This window comes from Prochlorococcus marinus XMU1405 (assembly GCF_017696275.1).
Taxonomy (GTDB): Bacteria; Cyanobacteriota; Cyanobacteriia; order PCC-6307; family Cyanobiaceae; genus Prochlorococcus_A; species Prochlorococcus_A marinus_AB.
In genome coordinates this window covers 1-19,877 of record NZ_JAAORF010000003.1, presented here as the reverse complement: position 1 = coordinate 19,877, position 19,877 = coordinate 1, and the positions used below count along the sequence as shown (strand labels likewise).

The 19,877-nt window shown below is 30.9% G+C and carries 25 protein-coding genes and 1 pseudogene; 11 read left to right on the top strand and 15 right to left on the bottom strand.

The features are described 5' to 3' along the window. Nucleotides 1-19 precede the first annotated feature (19 nt). Complete coding sequence (gene phnC, locus HA148_RS06015) at nt 20-805, bottom strand: phosphonate ABC transporter ATP-binding protein (protein ID WP_209110571.1); 786 nt, start codon at nt 803-805, stop codon at nt 20-22. Nucleotides 806-1,203: 398 nt separating this feature from the next. Here phnC and HA148_RS06010 point away from each other — a divergent pair, with 398 nt between their 5' ends. After that, nucleotides 1,204-1,509, top strand: a complete 306-nt coding sequence (locus HA148_RS06010; RefSeq protein ID WP_209110569.1) for a DUF3764 family protein — start codon at nt 1,204-1,206, stop codon at nt 1,507-1,509. Nucleotides 1,510-1,512: 3 nt separating this feature from the next. Continuing rightward, nucleotides 1,513-1,761, top strand: a complete 249-nt coding sequence (locus tag HA148_RS06005) for a hypothetical protein (protein WP_209110568.1) — start codon at nt 1,513-1,515, stop codon at nt 1,759-1,761. 16 nt (nt 1,762-1,777) lie between these two features. On the opposite strand, the gene HA148_RS06000 is transcribed toward HA148_RS06005, so the two are convergent. Then, the gene (locus tag HA148_RS06000) at nt 1,778-1,948 is read right to left on the bottom strand and encodes a hypothetical protein (RefSeq protein WP_011863196.1); all 171 of its coding nucleotides are present in this window, start codon (nt 1,946-1,948) and stop codon (nt 1,778-1,780) included. A gap of 152 nt (nt 1,949-2,100) precedes the next feature. Then, a complete protein-coding gene (locus HA148_RS05995) occupies nt 2,101-2,355 on the bottom strand; it encodes a poly-A polymerase (protein ID WP_209110567.1) in 255 nt (84 codons plus the stop codon). A 217-nt stretch (nt 2,356-2,572) separates the two neighbouring features. Here HA148_RS05995 and HA148_RS05990 point away from each other — a divergent pair, with 217 nt between their 5' ends. The 5 genes from HA148_RS05990 (at nt 2,573) to HA148_RS05970 (ending at nt 5,498) form a co-directional block, all read left to right on the top strand. After that, nucleotides 2,573-2,725 (top strand): hypothetical protein, encoded by a 153-nt coding sequence (locus tag HA148_RS05990; protein ID WP_209110566.1) that lies wholly within the window; start codon nt 2,573-2,575, stop codon nt 2,723-2,725. 7 nt (nt 2,726-2,732) lie between these two features. Then, nucleotides 2,733-3,134, top strand: coding sequence for a hypothetical protein (locus tag HA148_RS05985; RefSeq protein WP_209040820.1), 402 nt, complete (start codon nt 2,733-2,735; stop codon nt 3,132-3,134). A gap of 97 nt (nt 3,135-3,231) precedes the next feature. Beyond that, nucleotides 3,232-3,399, top strand: a complete 168-nt coding sequence (locus HA148_RS05980; RefSeq protein WP_209131111.1) for a hypothetical protein — start codon at nt 3,232-3,234, stop codon at nt 3,397-3,399. A gap of 216 nt (nt 3,400-3,615) precedes the next feature. After that, nucleotides 3,616-4,344, top strand: coding sequence for a response regulator transcription factor (locus HA148_RS05975; protein WP_079331283.1), 729 nt, complete (start codon nt 3,616-3,618; stop codon nt 4,342-4,344). A 2-nt stretch (nt 4,345-4,346) separates the two neighbouring features. Next, the gene (locus HA148_RS05970) at nt 4,347-5,498 is read left to right on the top strand and encodes a PAS domain-containing sensor histidine kinase (RefSeq protein WP_245152034.1); all 1,152 of its coding nucleotides are present in this window, start codon (nt 4,347-4,349) and stop codon (nt 5,496-5,498) included. A 67-nt stretch (nt 5,499-5,565) separates the two neighbouring features. On the opposite strand, the gene HA148_RS05965 is transcribed toward HA148_RS05970, so the two are convergent. Continuing rightward, nucleotides 5,566-6,891 carry a carbohydrate porin gene (locus HA148_RS05965; protein WP_209131107.1) on the bottom strand — a complete coding sequence of 442 codons (1,326 nt, stop codon included), beginning with the start codon at nt 6,889-6,891 and terminating at the stop codon, nt 5,566-5,568. Between the two features lie 348 nt (nt 6,892-7,239). Between HA148_RS05965 and pstS the strand changes: the two genes are divergently transcribed. Continuing rightward, nucleotides 7,240-8,226 carry a phosphate ABC transporter substrate-binding protein PstS gene (gene pstS, locus HA148_RS05960; protein WP_209132193.1) on the top strand — a complete coding sequence of 329 codons (987 nt, stop codon included), beginning with the start codon at nt 7,240-7,242 and terminating at the stop codon, nt 8,224-8,226. Nucleotides 8,227-8,271: 45 nt separating this feature from the next. On the opposite strand, the gene chrA is transcribed toward pstS, so the two are convergent. The 3 genes from chrA to HA148_RS05945 are packed head-to-tail and all read right to left on the bottom strand — an operon-like array spanning nt 8,272 to nt 11,822. Further along, nucleotides 8,272-9,498, bottom strand: coding sequence for a chromate efflux transporter (gene chrA / locus HA148_RS05955; protein WP_209131104.1), 1,227 nt, complete (start codon nt 9,496-9,498; stop codon nt 8,272-8,274). Nucleotides 9,499-9,528: 30 nt separating this feature from the next. Beyond that, nucleotides 9,529-10,788 carry an organoarsenical effux MFS transporter ArsJ gene (gene arsJ, locus HA148_RS05950; RefSeq protein WP_209131102.1) on the bottom strand — a complete coding sequence of 420 codons (1,260 nt, stop codon included), beginning with the start codon at nt 10,786-10,788 and terminating at the stop codon, nt 9,529-9,531. 11 nt (nt 10,789-10,799) lie between these two features. Next, on the bottom strand, nt 10,800-11,822 hold the full coding sequence (locus tag HA148_RS05945; RefSeq protein WP_209131100.1) for an ArsJ-associated glyceraldehyde-3-phosphate dehydrogenase: 1,023 nt from the start codon (nt 11,820-11,822) through the stop codon (nt 10,800-10,802). A gap of 118 nt (nt 11,823-11,940) precedes the next feature. On the opposite strand from HA148_RS05945, the gene HA148_RS05940 reads away from it, so the two are divergent. Further along, complete coding sequence (locus HA148_RS05940) at nt 11,941-12,261, top strand: ArsR/SmtB family transcription factor (protein WP_374938802.1); 321 nt, start codon at nt 11,941-11,943, stop codon at nt 12,259-12,261. A gap of 18 nt (nt 12,262-12,279) precedes the next feature. Here HA148_RS05940 and HA148_RS05935 read toward each other — a convergent pair whose 3' ends face one another. The 7 genes from HA148_RS05935 to HA148_RS05905 form a co-directional block, all read right to left on the bottom strand. Further along, a complete protein-coding gene (locus tag HA148_RS05935; protein WP_144038817.1) occupies nt 12,280-12,486 on the bottom strand; it encodes a hypothetical protein in 207 nt (68 codons plus the stop codon). Nucleotides 12,487-12,599: 113 nt separating this feature from the next. Next, nucleotides 12,600-12,845 carry a hypothetical protein gene (locus HA148_RS05930; protein WP_209110552.1) on the bottom strand — a complete coding sequence of 82 codons (246 nt, stop codon included), beginning with the start codon at nt 12,843-12,845 and terminating at the stop codon, nt 12,600-12,602. Between the two features lie 576 nt (nt 12,846-13,421). Next, nucleotides 13,422-14,714 carry a VapE domain-containing protein gene (locus tag HA148_RS05925; RefSeq protein WP_209110550.1) on the bottom strand — a complete coding sequence of 431 codons (1,293 nt, stop codon included), beginning with the start codon at nt 14,712-14,714 and terminating at the stop codon, nt 13,422-13,424. Further along, the gene (locus tag HA148_RS05920; RefSeq protein ID WP_209131098.1) at nt 14,707-15,123 is read right to left on the bottom strand and encodes a hypothetical protein; all 417 of its coding nucleotides are present in this window, start codon (nt 15,121-15,123) and stop codon (nt 14,707-14,709) included. The genes HA148_RS05925 and HA148_RS05920 overlap by 8 nt, the downstream gene beginning before the upstream one ends. Then, on the bottom strand, nt 15,111-15,290 hold the full coding sequence (locus tag HA148_RS05915) for a hypothetical protein (RefSeq protein ID WP_209110546.1): 180 nt from the start codon (nt 15,288-15,290) through the stop codon (nt 15,111-15,113). The genes HA148_RS05920 and HA148_RS05915 overlap by 13 nt, the downstream gene beginning before the upstream one ends. Before the next feature lie 2 nt (nt 15,291-15,292). Next, nucleotides 15,293-15,526, bottom strand: a complete 234-nt coding sequence (locus HA148_RS05910; protein ID WP_209110544.1) for a hypothetical protein — start codon at nt 15,524-15,526, stop codon at nt 15,293-15,295. Nucleotides 15,527-15,720: 194 nt separating this feature from the next. Beyond that, nucleotides 15,721-16,443 carry an NAD-dependent DNA ligase gene (locus HA148_RS05905; RefSeq protein WP_209110542.1) on the bottom strand — a complete coding sequence of 241 codons (723 nt, stop codon included), beginning with the start codon at nt 16,441-16,443 and terminating at the stop codon, nt 15,721-15,723. Between the two features lie 608 nt (nt 16,444-17,051). Between HA148_RS05905 and HA148_RS05900 the strand changes: the two genes are divergently transcribed. Next, nucleotides 17,052-17,219, top strand: a complete 168-nt coding sequence (locus HA148_RS05900; protein WP_209131096.1) for a hypothetical protein — start codon at nt 17,052-17,054, stop codon at nt 17,217-17,219. Nucleotides 17,220-17,308: 89 nt separating this feature from the next. On the opposite strand, the gene HA148_RS05895 is transcribed toward HA148_RS05900, so the two are convergent. Continuing rightward, nucleotides 17,309-19,261, bottom strand: coding sequence for a tetratricopeptide repeat-containing sulfotransferase family protein (locus HA148_RS05895; protein ID WP_209131094.1), 1,953 nt, complete (start codon nt 19,259-19,261; stop codon nt 17,309-17,311). A 318-nt stretch (nt 19,262-19,579) separates the two neighbouring features. Between HA148_RS05895 and HA148_RS05890 the strand changes: the two are divergent. Further along, nucleotides 19,580-19,877 (top strand): annotated as a pseudogene (locus tag HA148_RS05890) (porin); the annotation flags it as partial.

The following is a 19,877-nucleotide window of genomic DNA, read 5'->3' as shown; positions in this document are numbered from 1 at the left end:
TTTTTTTAATGAAGTGGTTTTAAACCATTACCACTTCATTTGAGGTAAAATTTGCTTCTTCTGCTATTGGTGAAGATGAATAAATATTTTTTAAAATCTCGTCTGAAAGTTGATCTGATTTACCATTAAAAACTATTTTCCCATGACTTAAGCCAATAATTCTATCTCCATATTCTTTAGCAAAATCAACTTGGTGAAGACTAGTTAATGCGGATATATTATCTTTCTTACAAATATCTTTCAGCATCGATAAAACTTGATGGGAAGTTTTTGGGTCAAGACTAGCTATTGGTTCATCTGCCAAAATCAACGAAGGATTTTGAGCTAAAGCTCTAGCAATTCCTACTCTTTGTTGTTGTCCTCCGCTTAATTCTTTTACTTTTACAAGCGCTTTATCTAAGAGGCTAACTCTATCTATGCAATCGAGAGCAAGTTCTTGATCAAATTTTGGAAGAGGTAAAATACTTCTAAATAGTGAATGAAATCCAAGTCGACCAGTTAAAACATTTTGGAAAACAGTATTTCTCTCAATCAACTGATGTTGTTGAAATATCATCCCAGTTTTTTTTCTTAAATTCTGAAGATCTTTTTTATTTCTTATTTTTCCTAAATCAAAAAAATCTAACTCTCCTGAAGTTAATGGATTCAATTGATTTATTGTTCTTAGTAAAGTTGATTTACCTGCCCCAGAAGATCCAAGAAGGACTACAAATTCACCTTTGTAAATATCTAAGTTTATAGATTTTAAAGCTAGGCTCTCTCCATATTTGACATTAATATTTTTTAAGGAGAGCTTATTATTCACTAAGATTTAATCAATTAAACCTATTTAAAACTGATTTGATTATCTTTTTTTTAACTTAAAATTAATAAAAGGTTAAGCGAATTAAAATGTTTGTTTAAATTGTAAAAGCTATTACTTTTTCTTTTTTTTGAAATGAGTCAGATATAAATTTGTAAAATTTGCAATGACTAATAAGATAAGTAAGAAAGTATTTAGCTCCATATTTTTGTAAGTTTTATTAAATTGATAGCATTGACACTTACCCTTTTCAATAGGAATGTTTATTTAAGAATGTTAAAAATATTAGAAAAAAGGTTGGCTTAAATTTGAAAAAACATCTGTTTTAATTCCATTTAAAGATAATTAACTAAACCTTAATTAAACAGATTTATTTTAATTAAACAAACAATATCTTTATTATGTCTTGTTCCATAACCTCAGTTTTTACTTTTAAAATTGAAAGCACTTTCGATGAATGGGCCGCGATATTTGACAGTGCGGAAGCTGAAAAAAGACATTCTGAATTTCTCATTAAGCCACTTTTTAGAGGAGTAAGTAAGGAAGATCCTCAAAAAGTTATTGTTATTCATCAAGCTCCAGAAGGTAATGTTCAAAAGTTTGTGGAAGCTAATGGTGACTGGATGGCAACGCATAGAGTTGACCTTTCAACAATGGAAGAATCATCTTGGACTTCTTCAGCAACATCGGAAAGTTGTTGTGATTAACAAATGAAAAGACTACTATTCCCACTACTAGCTCTCTCAACTATTTTCCTTGCGAGTTGTACTAGTAACTCAAACGAAATAGGTACTCAAAAGGTTTCTGAAACCCAAAGGCAGAGAGAAGTTTGTCTAGATTGGTATGGCTACAGAATTGATACCAAGAAAGCAATTAATGATTTAAATCTAAAAATTGAAACCGAATCAGAATTAATGGCTTACTGCGATTTCTTCAAGAATGTAGCTGATACAAAATAGATTTTTACAAAAGAATTTATTTTTTGGTGTCTTGCGATCTCATTTCTTTTTGTGCTTCCCTAATTCTTTCTTCAAAGACTGATCTTCTATATGGAGTAACTTCTCCATTTTTAGTTGCCAAGATTTGGGCTTCATAAAGCCTCTTGGCTCTTGTAATTTTTTCTCTTATTTGAGAGAGCTCATTCATGATCTTATGCAGTTAATGAGAATCCCGTTCCCTATTCTCATTTCATGCGTCCAAATAAATTGGATGAACGTAGAAGTAAGCTAACATTAAAAAAAGAAGGTCGGATTTAAGATCTATTTAAAAAATCTTTAAAAGTAGTTTTTAATAAAATTTTAAATAGAAATTTTATCTAGAGGTAAAATATTCTGGGCCTTAATTGAGTCATAATGAATTTCATTCTCTGTATCTTTATACAATCTTCTTGATTGTGGTGATTTAAGGGCGTTATTGTAATTTTCAATAAATTCCGAATCATCCAAAATAGATTTATTTTCTCTTTTAAAACTTTCTTTATAAGAATATTTGATATGCCCTATTTCTTGGGCTTGATTTGAGTTTTTGGGAGAAGGTGAATTTTTTATAATCATTTATTATTTTTTTTATATGATTGTCTTCAATATTCAAGGCGTAAAAATATAGAAGACTTATATAACTTAAGATTATTGGATTAAGAAGTTATTAAGTAAAAAATAAATTTGTTTAAAAAATTTCTAAATTTTGAAATTAAATATTTTTTCTAATAGTCAAAAGTTTATTTAATAAGAATTTAATTAAAAGTTAACAATAGAGACCTAAAAGATAAACATGAACAAAAATCAACTTGTTAATTTCATTACTTTTTCAATTCTTGAAAGTAAAAGAGTTGAAGACAGATTATGTAGAAAAGAAATTTATAGCTATCTTACCCAACTAAATAAAAAACAATTAAAAGCAATTACAAGTGAATTTATCCTCTAAAAAAAATATGAAAAAGCTACTGGCTGTATTTATTTTTATTCTTACTTCTTGCAGTACAAAAGATGAATTATCCATTACCCAAGAAGAATTATCCATTACAAAAGATGAAATTTCGATTACGAAAGGTAAATCATCCATTAATGATGAAAAAAAATTATTTTATGTAACTAAAGAAACGGCTGTTCGTCTTTGTGGAGGTAAATCCAGAATAATTGAAAGTAAAAATGAAGAAATAATCAAAATAGAAGTAAAGGATTTTTCAAATGTTGAAAAAGAAAAATTTGTTCAATTTACTCTTGTTGAGACAGATAGAAAAGGTGGTAAATATAAAATTGTTAATTGTTATCCAAATAAAGATCCGAAAAAATCGGTCATTAAAACAATCATGACTAATTACAAGTTAAATTAGTCTTGGGTCAAGTAGATCAAATGAAAATATTTAAATGAGATTTAAAGCTGCTTTAAACTAAATAATCTATAAAGAAAGAGCAGAAATATTTTTTATTATGCATCCAAGCAAAGTAATCAAAGATCCAAAAATTAATGATACCTATTACGATCCGGATGTTGATATGCTTTATCAATACGTAAAAATTGGTGACTTTCCGCCAGAATGGGTAGTGACAAATATAGATGAAGATGACGATTATTATTATGCTTCGATGGGATATTAGTTTTAATATCTATTATTAAATTCAATAAATTTGTCTCTTTAAAATTATGTGTGAGGAAGATTAAAGAGACAATCTAAATTTAGATAAAAGGGTTTAAGGGAAAATTAAAAAGGAAATAAGATTTAATGAAAAAAATAATAATTCAATGTAAATTAATTATGAAATAATTACATCAAATAAATTTGATTATATAAAATTAATTTGTTGGGTTTTCAAATGACTATTAAAGATCATAAAAGTTTGCAGGGCTCAAAGATTCTTCTTGTAGAGGATGATAAGAGTATTAGGCTGACAGTTAGTGAATCATTGAAAGGCGAAGGTTTTGAAGTTTTAACTTTTAAAGACGGTTTAAGTGCTTCAGATTTTATTGGCGAAAATACTAAAAATGATGTTGACCTTATAATTCTCGATTTAATGTTACCAGGGTTAAATGGATTAGAGTTATGCAGAAAAATAAGAAATGAAGAAAATTATACGCCCATATTAATTTTGAGTGCCAAAGATAATGAATCAGACCGGGTTCTTGGATTAGAGGTTGGTGCTGATGATTATTTAACAAAACCTTTTGGTTTAAATGAATTAATTGCCAGATCAAGAGCATTAATAAGAAGATCTAAACGTAATAAAAAATATATAGAAAAAACGCAATCTATCATCGAGTTTAATCATATAAAAATGTTTTTAGAGGAATGCAGAGTAACTTCTTTTGATAGGGAAATAACTTTATCTCCAAAAGAATTTAAATTATTAGAGTTATTTATGAAAAGTCCAAAAAGAGTATGGTCAAGGGATTTAATTCTGGAAAAAATATGGGAAATTGACTTTATTGGTGATACTAAAACAGTAGATGTTCATGTTAGATGGCTTAGAGAGAAATTAGAAGAAGATCCCTCAGCGCCAAAACTTCTGAAAACTGTAAGAGGTTTTGGATATAAGTTTGGATGAGAATGAAAACACTACAACAGGTATTAACTTTCTTTTATGAGAAATGGAAAACCAAGGTTAAAGGATTTTCAAAAAATAATAAAAATATTGAATTAACTAAAAATAAGAACCAACAAATTTTTGATTTTCCATTTGATAAAGTTAAACCACAGCAACTTTTATCTTGGTTAGATTATTCATCTCAAGGATGGATTATTTTGTCATCTGATCTAACAATAAAATTTATCAATCAGAAAGGTTTATCTCTCATTAAGTTTATTAAATATAAGGATGTTATTGGAAAAGCAATTAATGATATTAATGAGCTTGAAGTACTAAGAAATAAGATTTTATATTCAAGAAAAAAAGATTTCCCAATCAGCCTAAATTGCACTATTTCGGGGGAACCCATTTCTGTAAATATTGTTAGAGCAAGGAAAAAAAATTATTTAATATTGTTGGAGAGTAAATTATCAATTGAATCCATAAAAAAAAGACAGAATCAATTAATCAACGATGTGTCTCATGAACTGAAAACACCTCTTACATCTCTTATTTTGATAGGCGAAAGACTGGAATCAGTAGTATCAAAGAAAGATAGATATCTCGTTAAAAGACTTAAGAAAGAATCTAAAAGATTAAGAAAAATGGTTGAAGAAACTTTAGAACTTTCTAAGCTAGAAAGTAGCGAGGCTTTTAATAAAAATAAAAAAATATCTATTTCAGATTTAGTGATGGAATCTTGGCAAACCTTAAAACCACTTGCAGAAAAAAAAGATATAAAAATAAATCTACTAATGCCAACAAAATATTTTATATCTGCAGATATTGAAAATTTAAAAAGAGCTTTTATAAATATTTTGGATAATGCTATTCGTTATTCCCCAGCTAATGAAGAAATTCAAATTGAAATTTTTAAAAGAGATAGCTCGGTTGTTATGAGAGTTAGAGATAAAGGTATTGGATTAGAAGAAAATGAATTTAATGATATTTTTTCTCGTTTTTATAGAGGTGATCCATCAAGGACTAAATTCAAGAAAAGTGGAAGTGGTTTAGGTCTTTCAATAACAAAAAAAATAATCAATAACAATAAAGGTTTTATAAAGGCTTTTAATCATAAGGATGGTGGAGCAATTTTTGAAACTATCTTTCCATGTCTCGATAAAGATTTATAGGATGGGAAGAAAAAAGGCTCCATTATGGAGCCCAATGTTTTTACTCTTCTAGGAATTTTGTAAAAAATTAAAAAGAGAATGATACAAATGCACCGGCTCCAGTAGTGTCAACATTTGTACCTGTCGTTTCAGAAATGTAAACGAAAGGTGTAATACTCATACTGTCGTTAAGTGGATATTCGTAGGAAAGATCATATGCATAAATTTCTTCTGCATTGTCTTTGATTGGTCCATTGGTTCCAATGTTTGCACTTAATGTACCTTCACCTACATCAGTACTAATACCGAAAGCCCATTGAGTTGTGTCTTCCCCTGAATCTGGATTCCCTACTTCAACACCACCGCTAAAGGTAGTTGGTAATTCTTCGGGGCTGTAATATGCAACTAAACCGTAGTAGTTGGCAGTATCTTTATCAGAGTAAGCTACTGTGAAACCGAATGTATCTGCTTCATAACCAAGAGCTAAACCAAAAAGGTCAGTACCTTCTTTAGTAAACAAACCAGTGGAGGTAGTATCGGTTTTGCCTGCAATTCCAGATATACCTAGTCCAAGTTCCCAACCATCTCCAAATCCAGTTGCAGCACTAAGTGAAACATTACCACTTAAGTCAACAGAGTTTGCGGCACCACAATCTCCTAAGTTATCAACCATATTATTCATGGAACATGCATTAGGCCAAGTCTTGGATGCATCCATAGAATCACCAACTGCAACCTTCCATGCGCCTACAGGGAAAGTGTAGTTGAGGTCATTAACCACAAGGGCGTCACTTTCACTTTCTCCCCAGTCTAAACCAGTCTTATCAGCACCAACATTTGTTAGACCATTTCCAGTTACTATTCCGATGTTTAAGTTATCTTCACCTGTGAAACTTGTATCTAGGTCAATTCCTAAGGCATATTCAAACTGAACTACATCATTGGCTTTAGTTGCTGAATCAGTTCCACCTAATAGGAACCCTACTTCACCACTCATAGTGGTCGTTTCACTGAAAGAACCAGCTTCAAGTCCGTTAACACGAGCTTCAAGGCCATCAACTCTTCCTTTCATAATTGCCAACTCAGAACCAAGTTCATCACTTAGCCTACCTATTGCAGCTCCGTTCATTAAGCCTTCACCACCAGCGATTAGATTGCTTAATTCAGCAGCAGCTTCTAAACGAGTAACTGAGTTACCATTAAATTTAGGGCTATTTGTAAGATCCTTTAATGAATCGTAAGCCCAATCTCCTGGGAATAAAGTATCAGATTTAAAATCACCTAAAGATACTAAATTGTTGGAGTTTGAATAATCACTAAGATCAGTTGAATTGATCTCAGCTGCGTTTACTGCTAAACCTGATGCCAAAGAAATGATTGCAGGAGCAGCAATTAGTTTTTGAAAAAGTTTCATGAACCTCAACACGTAAAAATGGATAAATATCCAAATCTATGAGAACTAATAAAGGTTAAGAAACGGCTATGAAATTAGGTCAGAAGGAAATTTTAAAGAGACTTTAAACTTTTCTTAAATTAAACAAAATGATTTCTAAAATTTTTGAATATTTTTTAAATAATATTTTTAAATTGAAATTCATTTATTTTCAAATATTTTCAAAACCAAACGTAAATAAGTTATTTTGATATTTAGTTTAAGAAGGGGTTAAGAACTAATTAACCATAGGATAAAGTTTTAATTAATGAGTATTTGTGTGTAAATTTGATGCTATATATATGAAGTCTTTATTTAATCATGACATCCATGAACATAGCTAAGAAAGCTTTGGTTTTCACTTCTGCAGTAGCCATTGCTGCTGGTACAAGTGTTCCTGGCACAAGTGTTTCTGCTAAAACAAGATTAAGTGGTGCTGGAGCATCATTTCCTGCCAAAATTTACACTCGATGGTTTTTTGATCTAGCAAAATCTGGCGGCCCAAGAGTTAATTATCAAGCTGTCGGCTCTGGTTCTGGAAGAAAAGCATTTATTGATCAGACTGTAAACTTTGGTGCTTCTGATGATCCCATGAAAGATAAAGATATAGCAAAAGTTACTAGAGGACTAGTACAGATACCTATGGTTGGAGGTACTATTGCATTTGGTTATAACTATGATTGCGATTTAAAACTTTCCCAAGAGAAAGCAGTACAAGTTGCTATGGGAATGATTAAAGATTGGAAAGAATTAGGCTGTAAACCAGGGAAATTGACTTGGACTCATCGCTCTGATGGATCAGGTACAACTAAAGCCTTTACAAACTCTATGGAAGCGTTTTCAAAAACCTGGACATTAGGGACAGGTAAGTCTGTAAAATGGCCGGCAGGTGTTGGAGCAAAGGGTAATTCTGGTGTTGCAGGTGTTATTCAAAATACTCCTGGCGCAATTGGTTATGTTAACCAGTCTTATATAAAAGGTAATGTTAAAGCCGCTGCACTTCAGAATCTTTCTGGAGAATATGTAAAGCCAACAGTTGAGGCAGGAGCTAAAGCTCTCAATGGTATTACTTTAGATGAAAATCTTGCTGGTAAAAATCCCAATCCAAAAGCAAAAGGAGCGTACCCTATCGCTTCATTGACATGGATACTCGCCTATGAAAAAGGTAATGGTAGAAACACTAAAGCTATCAAACAAGCCTTTAATACATTGTTAAGTGATGAGTATCAAGATAAAGCTCCATCACTTGGATTTGTTCCTTTGAAAGGAGATATTCTTGAGAAGTCAAGAGCTGCAGTAAAAAGAATCGGTAAATAAAACGTAAGACAAACATTTAAAAGGGGGAATTTATTTCCTCCTTTTTTATGCAAACAAATATTTTGATAAACCTAATATTAAAGAAAAAAGAATAAGTATGTAGGTTGGAACTATTTTAAAAAAAGATAATAGTGTGGAGATTAAAACTATAAAAATAGAGCTAATTAAAAAGTATTTTGATGAAAAACTATCTTCAATTAAATTAAAGCCAGAAAAAAAAACTGCTCCTGGAATTGTATTGATTACTCCTTCGATAAAGTAATTAATCGATTTAATTCTGTTTTTTATAAAGCCTTTTCCAAAAACAAAAATCAATAAAAAACTTGGTAAAAAAATTGCAAAAGTTGATATAAATGAATACTTTAAAGCTTCATTTATTCCTCCAACCGAAAACCCTGCTTTGTATCCAATAAAACTTGTAATTAATAAGACAGGCCCAGGCGTTATTTGGCTAATCATTATTCCATCTATAAATTCATTATTTGTTAACCACCCTTGCGAGATAACATAATCACTCATAAGAGGAATGATTACTAATCCACCTCCAAAAATAAAAAGTCCAGATTTAAAGAAGAAAAAAAACAGATTAAGGTAATCTACTAAAAACTTTGAGTTTATAGATTCTCTTATAAAATTAAAAAACTTTGATATATCTAAAAAGACCGAGCTAATCAAAAATGAGGTTGTTGAAAATATAGATAAAGGGACCAAGCTATAAAAAATAGGTTTCCATTTCTGTAAAAATATATTTATCAATCCTGCAATAGTAAGTATTGTAATAAGTGGAAATTGAATATTATTATGTTTGGAAAATATAAGTAGAAATAATATTGAGCTAGAGAATAATATACGATCAAACTTTAATCTTTTTTTTAATAGAACTAATGAGAATGAAAAAATTATTCCTGCGATAATAGGAGGATTAAAATAAATTAAATCTGTTAAGAATTTTGATCCGGATCCAATTTGCCAAAAAAAACTAAGAGCTAATACCGAAACGAATCCAGGGATAATGAAACTAATACCGGATACCAATCCACCAAGATATCCATTAATTTTAAGACCTATGAATATAGATAATTGAGTAGATATTGGTCCTGGAAGTATTTGACATAATCCAATACCTTTTTCAAAAGATTGAATTGAGATCAATTTTTTATTATTTATAAGTTCATCTTCGAATAAGGAAATATGAGCATAGGGTCCTCCAAAACTTAAAATACCAATTTTTAGGAAAATTTTTGCAAGTTCAATTAAGGATATTTTTGCCATTTAAATATTCTAATTTCAAAAAATTAGTTTTTATGGTGATGATAAGCTTTGTTTGATTGATGGTAATTTAAGACTTGAAATACAAGATAATAATATTAGAAGGGATGAAAAATAAAGACAATATTGAAGACCAATACTCGGATTTCTTCCAATCATAAATAGTAAGCCAGAAAGTAATGTTCCAACTAGTCTTCCAGCAGCATTTGCCATGTAATAGAAGCCAACATTTAAACTGACTTTTTCATTATCAGAGTAGGCCAAAATCATATAAGAATGTGTAGAGGAATTCATTGCAAAAACAAATCCAAAAATAGTAAGTCCTAAAATTATTGCTATCGATGGAGAACTTTCTCTCCATAATGCGACTCCTATCAAAGATGGTATTACCATTAATACGGCACTCCAAAATTGGACAGCTTTACGATCTGGACTTTCTTTCTGGCCCCATATCTTTCTAATTGCTGGAGCCGAAGCCTGAACAATTCCATAACCTATTACCCAGGCCCCAAGAAATAATCCTATTTCCATGTAGTCCCAACCAAAGGCCATATCTAGGAATACTGGAAGAGCCACAACAAACCAAACATCTCTTGCTCCAAAAAGAAAAAATCTTGCTGCTGAAAGAATATTTATTGCATTTGATTTTGAAAAAAGATCATTAAAAGCTGGTTTGGTTTTCATCTTGCCAATTTCTCCAGGCAAAATTAATGTCAAGAAAAAGGCTAAGCAGAGTCCAAAACCCATAATTTCTACAGCATTATTGAATCCAAATAACTTATATAAAAGTCCACCTAAGAAAAAGCCAACTCCCTTAAGAGCATTTTTAGATCCAGTTAAAATAGCAACCCATTTAAAAAGTTGTTTTTGGCCAGTATCATTGCCATCATTTGTCTCTGGAACTACTGTCTTAACAGCACTTTTAGCACTCATTTTGTTTAAATCTTTTGCTATCCCACTAACTGCTTGAGCAACCATGACGTAAGCGACACTAAAAATTACCGGCCAATCTTCCTTAACTGGAATAAGCATAAAAAGAGCGATGATTTGCAGGATAGTCCCAATCCACAAAGTAAGCCTTAATCCATATCTTGCTCCTATCCAACCACCATAAAGATTAGTAATTATTCCAAAAAACTCATAAAAAAGGAAAAGTAAAGCAATTTGTAGAGTTGTGTAACCTAGCTCATGAAAGTGCCCAACAACTAATAATCTTAATGCGCCGTCAGTAAGCGTGAACGCCCAATAGTTTGCTGTTACAACACTATATTGTTGAATATTAGATAACTTCATAAAGACATAAATTAAATCTCTTTTTTGATTACATATTCAGTAAGATCTGCAAGTCTGCAGCTGTAACCCCACTCGTTGTCATACCAAGCGTATATCTTTAATAAATTTGAATTAACAACCATAGTTGATAAACTATCAACTATTGAACTTCTAGAGTCATTTACATAATCTGCAGAAACTAAAGGTCTTTCTTCGTAGCCAAGAATTCCTTTTAAATAAGTTTCTGAAGCTCCCTTTAGTGCCATATTCACTTGTTCAGTTGTCACTTCTTTATTTAATTCAAAAACTGCATCAGTTAAAGAACCATTAAGTAGAGGAACTCTTACTGCATGTCCATTTAATTTTCCTTTTAATTCTGGAAAGATCTCAGCGATAGCTTTAGCAGAACCAGTGGTAGTAGGTATTAAACTTTGCATACATCCTCTTGCTCTCCTCAGATCACTTTTATAAAAATCTACAGGAACTTGAGTGTTCGTTACATCGTGAATAGTTGTAATAGCGCCGTGTTTAATAGAAAAATTTTCATTAATTACCTTTACTATCGGAGCTAAACAATTTGTAGTGCATGATGCTGCAGTTACTAATTTATGTTTGGAATGGTCATAAAGACTTTGATTTATACCGTAAACAATATTAAGTGATTCAGCTTCTGCAACAATTCCTTTGACTGGACAAGCTACTATTACTCTTTTCATTCCAAGATTATCAAAATAGGGATTTAGTTTGTCTGGCTTTTTATTCTTTCCTGTACATTCCAAAATAATATCTACAGAAGATTTTTCCCAAGGAACATCAAGGTAATTTTTAAAAGATGTGTAGGTTAATTTCTTTCCATCAATTATTATTTCTTCTTTTTTAACCTTTATATCTTTCACCCATCTACCATGGACTGAATCGAATTCGAGTAAATGCGCAGCAGCATTCGAATCTCCTGCTATCTCATTTATGTGAGTTATTTCTATACCAGCTCTGTCCCATAATGCTCTGAAAACTAATCTGCCAATTCTTCCAAAACCATTAATTCCAATTTTCATCACTGTTGAAATTTTCTATATAAATTATACATCAAAATATTTTGATGTATCAAGATATTTTTATTAATGAAATCTTTTTTATTTAAGCTATATTTAGGAAAAATTAATTACTTTAAAATTGTTAAAAGATATTAGCAAAGTAAAAAAAGAAGATATATCTAAGTTGATGGTTTCATTTTCTGATCCTTTTAGGCTAGAAATAATAGACTTAATGATGGATGGAGAAGTTTGTGTTTGCGATATTATGAAATTAACTAAGTTATCTCAATCCAGAATTTCATATCACATAAAAATTTTGAAGGAAGCTGGTCTTATCGTAGACAGGCAAGAAGGTAGATGGGTGTATTACAGCCTAAATAAAGAGTCTCTCTTTTTAATCAAGGAATGGATAACTTCTTTGACAGATTATTCCTCAAATAGAAAACGTTGCTGCGAATAAATTATATTTTAGATTTTATTAATTAACTTCTGATTCCCTGTCATAAGTCATTCCTGATTGTTCCATCCACTCAGCTTTAGTTTTGCAGTTTTGTTTGTGGTTAAAGATGTGAAAACCTTCAATAATAATCATTATGGATAGAAGCAAAACAGGAATAAAATATACAGGGGAAGATATTACTTCTTTATATTTGATTTGAGCAATGAATTCCTTGTATTTAAACATTCCCTCAGTTGTTATTCAGTAAATAATATTCACCTATGGTTAAGTAAAGTTAAAGAAAAAATCTTTTTAAAAAATTTAGTTTAAGGATGTTTATTAAAAAAAATAAAACCTTTCTAAATGAACCTTTTGATAATATTATTTTTTCTATATTGGATATTTGCTCTAATTTTTTCGGCTAAAGTTGGAAGATTTGGTGGCTCCAGCATTAGATAAACTCTTCCTGATTGTTCTAAATAAATATAATCCTCTAAGACATCTCTATTAAGCAATCTGTAGAGTGTTTTGGTGCTTTTATAACCTAGTATTCTTGAAGTTTCTGAGATAGTGTAAGCTTCGATCTGAAATGATTTTGGTTTCATCTTACAAAATTTACATTTGGTGAGATTCACTGCTATGCAATTATTCTAGTCCATTTACCTGATCAAGTATTTGTAAAAGTGTGTCTAACTATGCAGCCTTTTACCTAGGAGGAATTTGGGGCACGAAATCACCCACTCATTTACTCTGGAAAGGACCCATTTTGGTAATTGATCAATACGTTCTTCCACTCGATTTCTATTTGGTGATAGTAATCCATAAAAAAATGCAACTAATATATTTTAGTTAAAAAAGGTGTTAGGATTTTACCTTAGATCCATTGAGACAAATAGGTTTTTTCATAATCTCTTCTAAATCGCTATAAATCTCTTAAATTTTCTTAATTTGGCTTGTTTTTGCTTAAATTAGCTTATTTTTTTATGTCTATTTCGTAATAAAAAAGCTGTCTCATGTCACAGCGGGGTTGTGAAAACTTGCTGCATCTAATTATTAGATATTTATATAAAAATAGATTTTTTGTAGATTTCCAATGAGACATGAGACAAAACCTTTTAACCTATTGCACCAACATAGATTTGCGCTGACTCATGACTTTTTGGTGCATTGAGTCACTTGAGTCAAATTAATGCTCTAGGTTCAAAATTAGATTTTCTTGGTGATTGGGTCTTCTGCTGTTCTGTCCATTCTGGGTGACTCCAATACCTAGCTCTAACACTTTTATTTGTAATAGGGTCTTTATATCTAGATTGATTTCCTTTATCAAAACCAAGTTTTCTTAAGCAGTCTGCACATAACTTCAAGTCATTTGGTGTAACATTCTCTGCACTTCTACAACCACTATTCACCAAAGCTTGCTCGGTGGTAAATCTAAATTTATTGTGTGGCTTTGTTACCCATTCTTCTATTCTCGCGAGGAATGGATCTTCTGCTTCGTATTCATTATTAATAGAGAAACTTTGAGTCGCATATTCTTGTGGAAGGTCTAGAACCATGCCACTTTTATATGCCAAAGCAGCAGCTTTCCAAATACTGTCTCTATCTCTAAGAACCTTATTATTGTTAATTTGTTTTTCTCCTAAATCAATCACCCAATATCTTCTATTGCCTGTCGGATCGTTTAAAAAATCTTTTCTATTACATGATGAAACTAATATTGAAGGTCTTGGAAATATACCAACTGCCTTCCCATAGGGTCGCCGAAATTTATCTACAGAAGAAGAAAGCAAAGCTTTAAGCTTGGCAGCTTTATCACCATGAGGATTAAGCCTATCTAATTCTGCAATTTCAAATATCCAAGTTGATTGAATTGCCATAAATAGATCTTGTTCTCTAGGTTGCCATGTATCACAAAACCAAGGATCAGAAGCTAAATATCTCCAAAAAGTAGATTTTCCTGTTCCTTGTCGACCAACCAAAACACAACAATTATCAAACTTTATTCCTCTATCTTTAACTCTTCCTACAGCTGCTAGAAGAGTAGTTTTTAGGATCTGATTGTACAATTCAGAATTTGTTCCAAGATAGTCACTTGCAACAGTATCCAAGTTAATAGGTTTGATAGATGGATTAGAAACTATATTTTCTAAATATCTACAAATCGGGTGATATTGACCATCTCTTGCAGCTGTAAGTAGTGCATCAAATGCAGCTTCTTTCCCTATTTCATAACCCATTATTGATAGGTAGTTATAGAACAACTGACAGTATTCAAGATCAATAAAATGATTATCAATTTCTGGTTCTAAAGAAAGAAGATTAAAAGCTAATCTTTTTCCATAATGGGAAACTAATAATCTTGATAATTCACCAGATTTAATTTTTTGATGTTGATTACCTTGGAAGCCTTCTGGAAAATCTTTTAAAAAACCAACCGATATTGATAAGGGTTGATCTTTGGTTAATTTAGTCACGATAGATAGTCTTCCTTCTAGGTGGATTATTTGTAATTGATCTATAAGGCTTTCTCTTCGCGGGTGTATGTCCTTGAGTTACTTTGCTATATCTACGTCTAGTTTCTTCTCTTGCTTTAGCGTAAATTTTCTCTCGCTCTTCTTGGAAAATATAATGATACTTGCCACCATTACCATGGTATCTATGGTCTTCTGGTTCACCACTCCAAGGAGTTTTGACTTCTTTCATTTCTATAACTAGAGCAAGTTGTATTTGGTATTCTTTTAAATACTTTGGTGTTATTGGTTTAACAAAACCCAACTTAAGCCAATTACAGAATTGATCATCATAACGAAAGGTTGCACGATACCTTCTCTGCCAATCTCTGTATTTTTCCTCCATAGTCATTTTTTCCATTATTGCCACCATCTCCAACCTTGGATCTTTTTGAATTTGTCTTCAGTTACGCCCTCTAACTCTTTGCACCAACTTAATATTAAGTGCTTTGAAAATTGACTTTGATTAAATGTTAAATTGAAAGCAGCAAAATCTTTTTGGCTCTCATTGGCGTGAGAGTCATTTTTTTTGTTTGTCATTATTAGCCCCTCGCTAGTTCTAGTTCTCTTGCATCCCTAGCATCTCTCTCCTTTAGGGCAGCTTCACATAGTTCTATGTCATAAAGAATTGGACTATTATGATTTCCCGCAAATTTCCTTCTGTAATGTACTCCCGCTTTAAAGACTTTTCCTTGTCTAAGTCTTCTTAGTGTTGCTTCTGAGAAAGCAAGAATGTTGGCGGTCTCAGCTGCTGTGAGCCATTTTTTAGTAAACATAGAGTGTCTCCTTTAGAAAGTGTGTGGAATTTCATAACGTATAAAGATAAGGTATAAACTCTCGGTGTTAGTGATTAGGATGAAGCCTGTTCTCAACTGAGTGTTGTAGGCATGTTAGGAAGAGTTAGATCTAGTGACAACCCCTTAAATAGAGATATATCGGCATGTGTGAGGTTTTGTTATGACAACACCTATCAACATTTGATTGCATATTGATATTGATAAAGCTGTTTCTGCAATTTTCTACTATTTACAGTTAATACAAATCCATCCATTGGATATGAAGAAAATAGCTTTCCTTCTAACCAAAGCTTTCTATATATATCTACTTCACTTAAATAATTAGTAAATATATGTTCTGGAACTTCAAAACCTAGTTTCTTAAGTTGTATTAGTTGCGTATGTTTGTTTAGTTCTGAATTTAGGATTTCAAAACTACAAAAAGATAATCCTTCTCCTGTAGGAATTTTCTTTCTAAGATGACCACCCGCTAAAGCTTGAGACTTGGTTGGTATTAAACCATGACCATATAGTTCACCTCTAATTTGGATGTATATATTAATAGGCAATTTATGAGGAATATTTTCTATTGTTTTTAATGCTTCTGTTTTGTCCTTACCTTTTCGAGTAATTCCTTTAATAAGCTTTCCTTTGGAGTACATAAGACCAACAGCACATCCATCAATCTTTGGTGTAAGGATCAATCTTGTGACTGGAAGAAGAGTTTCTAAGAACTCCTCATAGTTACCATTGCCCATTGAAGGCAGTACTTTGTTTTGGTGAAAGTAGGAATTGTTAGGATCAATCCTTTTTAAATTCCTTACTAATGAGTCAAACTCTTGATCTGATATTTTGGCTCTACCTTTGCGGTAGGAAACATCAAATTCTTTGATTGTTTTGGATAAATTTGCGTACATATGCGTACAAGGGTGAATTATGAAAACGCTTATCCTAGTTACTGCAATACTTTATGTTCTGAGGGTGGATGCTCCCAAAGCACCCGCGCTACCAAGCTGCGCCACGCCCCGCTGATAAGATCTTAGTCCATAACATGCATCTGTTAAAGACCAAATTTTAAAAATATTGATAAAAATCGATTTTTAAGGAAAAAATTACTAACACTCCCATAATTCCCACTAATTCTCACTTTTTCAAGTGCATTAATTTTTATCAATAAGATGATTTTGAGATTGCTAATTATATTAATCCGATCGTGCCAGCAGTGAATCCAACAGCTAGAAAAAAAACAAATTCCAGTAGATCTCTTGGTAATGAATTCACAATGAGATTTATTTGAGTCATTTGACCTTGTGCTCCTCAGGTTTATAATTTTTTAAAAAATATAACTAATTATTTTTTTTGTTGAGGGAAATAGAAGTATTTTTTTCTTTTTTCTACAGATTTAAAAAAAGAGATCTTTTACACTTAAAGAATTAACTTGTGAAAACATCACAAAAATTTTTCGTAAATATTTTTCTGCCCAAAATATATTTAAATGCTATATTTCAATTGTTAAAAAAAATGTATGGACTATAAAAAGAAATCTTTAAAAAAATTAAACCATAATGAAAGCTACGAGGAGATAGACACAAGACTTGCTTCTGGATGGTATGTTGATACGTTTGAAAATTCCAAAAAGAAAAAATACAAAACAAATCAAGTCTCCTACAAGATTTCGAAAAAAATAAGCTAAATTTCCTATCTTTTCACATAAATATTAAAACTCTAGATATTCTTTCATGAAATAAAAATATTTAAATTCTGTTAGAACAAACTAAATTCCTAATAATTAAAGTATTTGATCCATTTTTCAAGAAAAATATGGCAATCATAAAAATATGTCTTATAGTTCTCCCACTTAGCTATTGATGATTTATAAATAGGTTGAACAACCTGAGAGGAAGAAGGTGTATTAATTTTTTCTCTACTTAATGCTGTTGCTCTATAATTTTTTATGCTTGCATCCCACTCAATTTCTAAGAAATTCATTACTTTTTTTGTATGAACCTCAAAATTATTGATAAGTGATTCGTATCTAGACATTTTATAATCAAGGCTTAGTTTTTCTTTATATTTGACCCACATTTTCATAGAAAGATCATAAATTTCTGAGGATTCTCTTAGTGACCTTAAATTTGCCATTGCATTATTAGGCTCAAAAGACTGTTGAAAACAGGATAGAACAGTGTCATAAGGATGGCGGTGGACAAAAATTATTTTTGCTTTTGGAAAAATAAAGTTTATTAGAGGCAAACTTACTGTTTGGAGTGGAAATTTATCTATGATTATTCGGGCATTTTTTTTATCTGATAATTTTGAAATATTTTCTAAATAATACGTCCTCAATTTTTCAACTTCTTTTTCACTTAATTTGTAGATTTCATCAAGTTGATATTTAAACTGATTTTTTATAATTTTCTCCAGAGAATAAATTACAGGCTTTTCTTCAATTACATCTATATCAGGATGACTACGTAAAACTGTATCTAGGAGAGTAGTACCTGATCTTGGGAATCCTATTAAGAAATAAACTTCATGTTTTTTATTAAAAAAGGAGTCTCTTTTTAAAAAGAAATTTTTGTTATGAAGGTTTTTTTCATAATTGATTATGTAATTTCTAAATTCCGTTTTATTGCATTTTTCATATTTTGTATTCAACTGACTTTTGATAAAGGAATCATAAGCTTCGTTAAAGTTTTCTGATTTTTCTTCTATGAATGCTTTAAAGGACCAAAAATTTAATCTTGTATTTACATCAGTTTTCCCTACCCAATTCAAGGAAACATTGTCTATTAATTCTTTTGCTTTAGAGAAGTTTTTCTCTCTAAAAAAAACTCTAGATCTATACATTAACAACTCATTCTTAATTACTGGATTGCCGTCTTGAATATTTAATTGTTTCTTGAGCTTTATTAAATTATTTGTTTTCTCATAAAATCTGAAAAGTGAACAATAACCGTTAACAAAATCTTTTTTAATTTCTAATGATTTTAAGAATAATGCTTCTGCCTCTTTAATCTTAAAAAGGTCATTTTTTATTTCTCCTAAACTAACATAAGCTTCTAAGTAGTTTGGATTGATTTCAATCACTTTATGGAAATTTTTTTCTGCTTCCATCAGATTTCCAATGGTAGCCTCTAAAGTAGCTAAATTATTGTAAGGAATCCAAAAGTCAGGTTTTAAACTGATAGCCTTTTTTATGTATTTCTTAGCCTCATCTAAATTATTTTCTTCCAATAAAAATCTTCCTAAATTCGAAATTATTAATGGATCATTTGGAGCTATTTTTAAACATTTTTGCAATACATCGCCTGCTTTTTTTCTTTGATTAGTTTTGACATAAACATTAAAAAGGTTTTGGTAAGCCTTTAAGAAATCAGGTTTTAATGTTATAACTTTTATTAAATATTTTTCGGCTAATTCGTATTTTCCTATTTCCAACAAAACTCGGCTTAGATTTGAGTATGCTTCGTGACTTTCAGGGAAGGAAATAATTGATTTTTTGTAAAATTTTATTGCTTTTTCATAATCATTTTCCATTTGGAATAGCACTCCTAAGTTTGTAAAAACTCTTGGATCGGCAATGCCTTTTTTTAAAATTTTCTGGTAACAACTTTTTGCTTCTTCAGTATTACCTTTTTGATGCAGTTCTAAAGCATGAATAATTAACCGATCTTTATCAAAAAGATTATTTTTATCTTTAAAAAATTTTTTATTTGAACCAAAACCTTTCATAACTATAAAATAATGAATTGTGTTTGATTTGAGATTTTAAATCTGCTCTATAATTGTTTTTAACATTTTAATAAATTTTTTTTGATTTACGGACACAAATTTTTGTGGCACATTTCTAATTAAAAAAATTCTCTTATTGAGATGAATATTTTTAAAAGCATTGCTGTTACAAGGATTCTAGATTTATATCATTATAAAAATTTCCCTTTTTATCAGAATAAGAGAGAGGTATATCAAAAATGTATCGAGTTATACTTGTGCATAAATGTATTTATACAGTAATGTGAAGTGTACTTTAAATTTCGTGTGAGGAAATTTATGAAGCTTTTTAAAAAGCTGCTAGTAGCACCAGCGACTTTAGGCCTTCTTGCGCCATTGTCTGCTACTGCAAACGAAGTTACTTTTAACGACTTCAACCCAGCTGAAGAACTTGCTGTAACTAACAGCCGTGTAGATGGTTTGGAAGCAAGACTTAACAATTTCGAAGCTGGTGGTTTCTCTGAAACAACAACTGCTTCTTTTAGTGTTGACTCTTCTATCGGAGCTATCGATGGTGATACAACTTCAGAAGCAGTTACTTTCGAGTATGGTTTCAACATTGGTTTGTCTACCAGTT

What these genes read in the sequence shown, in the direction of transcription:
- HA148_RS06010 (WP_209110569.1), top strand. Translation starts at nt 1,204, where the DNA reads ATGTCTTGTTCCATAACCTCAGTTTTTACTTTTAAAATTGAAAGCACT.
- HA148_RS06005 (WP_209110568.1), top strand. Translation starts at nt 1,513, where the DNA reads ATGAAAAGACTACTATTCCCACTACTAGCTCTCTCAACTATTTTCCTT.
- HA148_RS06000 (WP_011863196.1), bottom strand. Translation starts at nt 1,948, where the DNA reads ATGAATGAGCTCTCTCAAATAAGAGAAAAAATTACAAGAGCCAAGAGG.
- HA148_RS05995 (WP_209110567.1), bottom strand. Translation starts at nt 2,355, where the DNA reads ATGATTATAAAAAATTCACCTTCTCCCAAAAACTCAAATCAAGCCCAA.
- HA148_RS05990 (WP_209110566.1), top strand. Translation starts at nt 2,573, where the DNA reads ATGAACAAAAATCAACTTGTTAATTTCATTACTTTTTCAATTCTTGAA.
- HA148_RS05985 (WP_209040820.1), top strand. Translation starts at nt 2,733, where the DNA reads ATGAAAAAGCTACTGGCTGTATTTATTTTTATTCTTACTTCTTGCAGT.
- HA148_RS05980 (WP_209131111.1), top strand. Translation starts at nt 3,232, where the DNA reads ATGCATCCAAGCAAAGTAATCAAAGATCCAAAAATTAATGATACCTAT.
- HA148_RS05975 (WP_079331283.1), top strand. Translation starts at nt 3,616, where the DNA reads ATGACTATTAAAGATCATAAAAGTTTGCAGGGCTCAAAGATTCTTCTT.
- HA148_RS05970 (WP_245152034.1), top strand. Translation starts at nt 4,347, where the DNA reads ATGAAAACACTACAACAGGTATTAACTTTCTTTTATGAGAAATGGAAA.
- HA148_RS05965 (WP_209131107.1), bottom strand. Translation starts at nt 6,891, where the DNA reads ATGAAACTTTTTCAAAAACTAATTGCTGCTCCTGCAATCATTTCTTTG.
- pstS (WP_209132193.1), top strand. Translation starts at nt 7,240, where the DNA reads ATGAACATAGCTAAGAAAGCTTTGGTTTTCACTTCTGCAGTAGCCATT.
- chrA (WP_209131104.1), bottom strand. Translation starts at nt 9,498, where the DNA reads ATGGCAAAAATATCCTTAATTGAACTTGCAAAAATTTTCCTAAAAATT.
- arsJ (WP_209131102.1), bottom strand. Translation starts at nt 10,788, where the DNA reads ATGAAGTTATCTAATATTCAACAATATAGTGTTGTAACAGCAAACTAT.
- HA148_RS05945 (WP_209131100.1), bottom strand. Translation starts at nt 11,822, where the DNA reads ATGAAAATTGGAATTAATGGTTTTGGAAGAATTGGCAGATTAGTTTTC.
- HA148_RS05935 (WP_144038817.1), bottom strand. Translation starts at nt 12,486, where the DNA reads ATGTTTAAATACAAGGAATTCATTGCTCAAATCAAATATAAAGAAGTA.
- HA148_RS05930 (WP_209110552.1), bottom strand. Translation starts at nt 12,845, where the DNA reads ATGAAACCAAAATCATTTCAGATCGAAGCTTACACTATCTCAGAAACT.
- HA148_RS05920 (WP_209131098.1), bottom strand. Translation starts at nt 15,123, where the DNA reads ATGGTGGCAATAATGGAAAAAATGACTATGGAGGAAAAATACAGAGAT.
- HA148_RS05915 (WP_209110546.1), bottom strand. Translation starts at nt 15,290, where the DNA reads ATGACAAACAAAAAAAATGACTCTCACGCCAATGAGAGCCAAAAAGAT.
- HA148_RS05910 (WP_209110544.1), bottom strand. Translation starts at nt 15,526, where the DNA reads ATGTTTACTAAAAAATGGCTCACAGCAGCTGAGACCGCCAACATTCTT.
- HA148_RS05905 (WP_209110542.1), bottom strand. Translation starts at nt 16,443, where the DNA reads ATGTACGCAAATTTATCCAAAACAATCAAAGAATTTGATGTTTCCTAC.
- HA148_RS05900 (WP_209131096.1), top strand. Translation starts at nt 17,052, where the DNA reads ATGGACTATAAAAAGAAATCTTTAAAAAAATTAAACCATAATGAAAGC.
- HA148_RS05895 (WP_209131094.1), bottom strand. Translation starts at nt 19,261, where the DNA reads ATGAAAGGTTTTGGTTCAAATAAAAAATTTTTTAAAGATAAAAATAAT.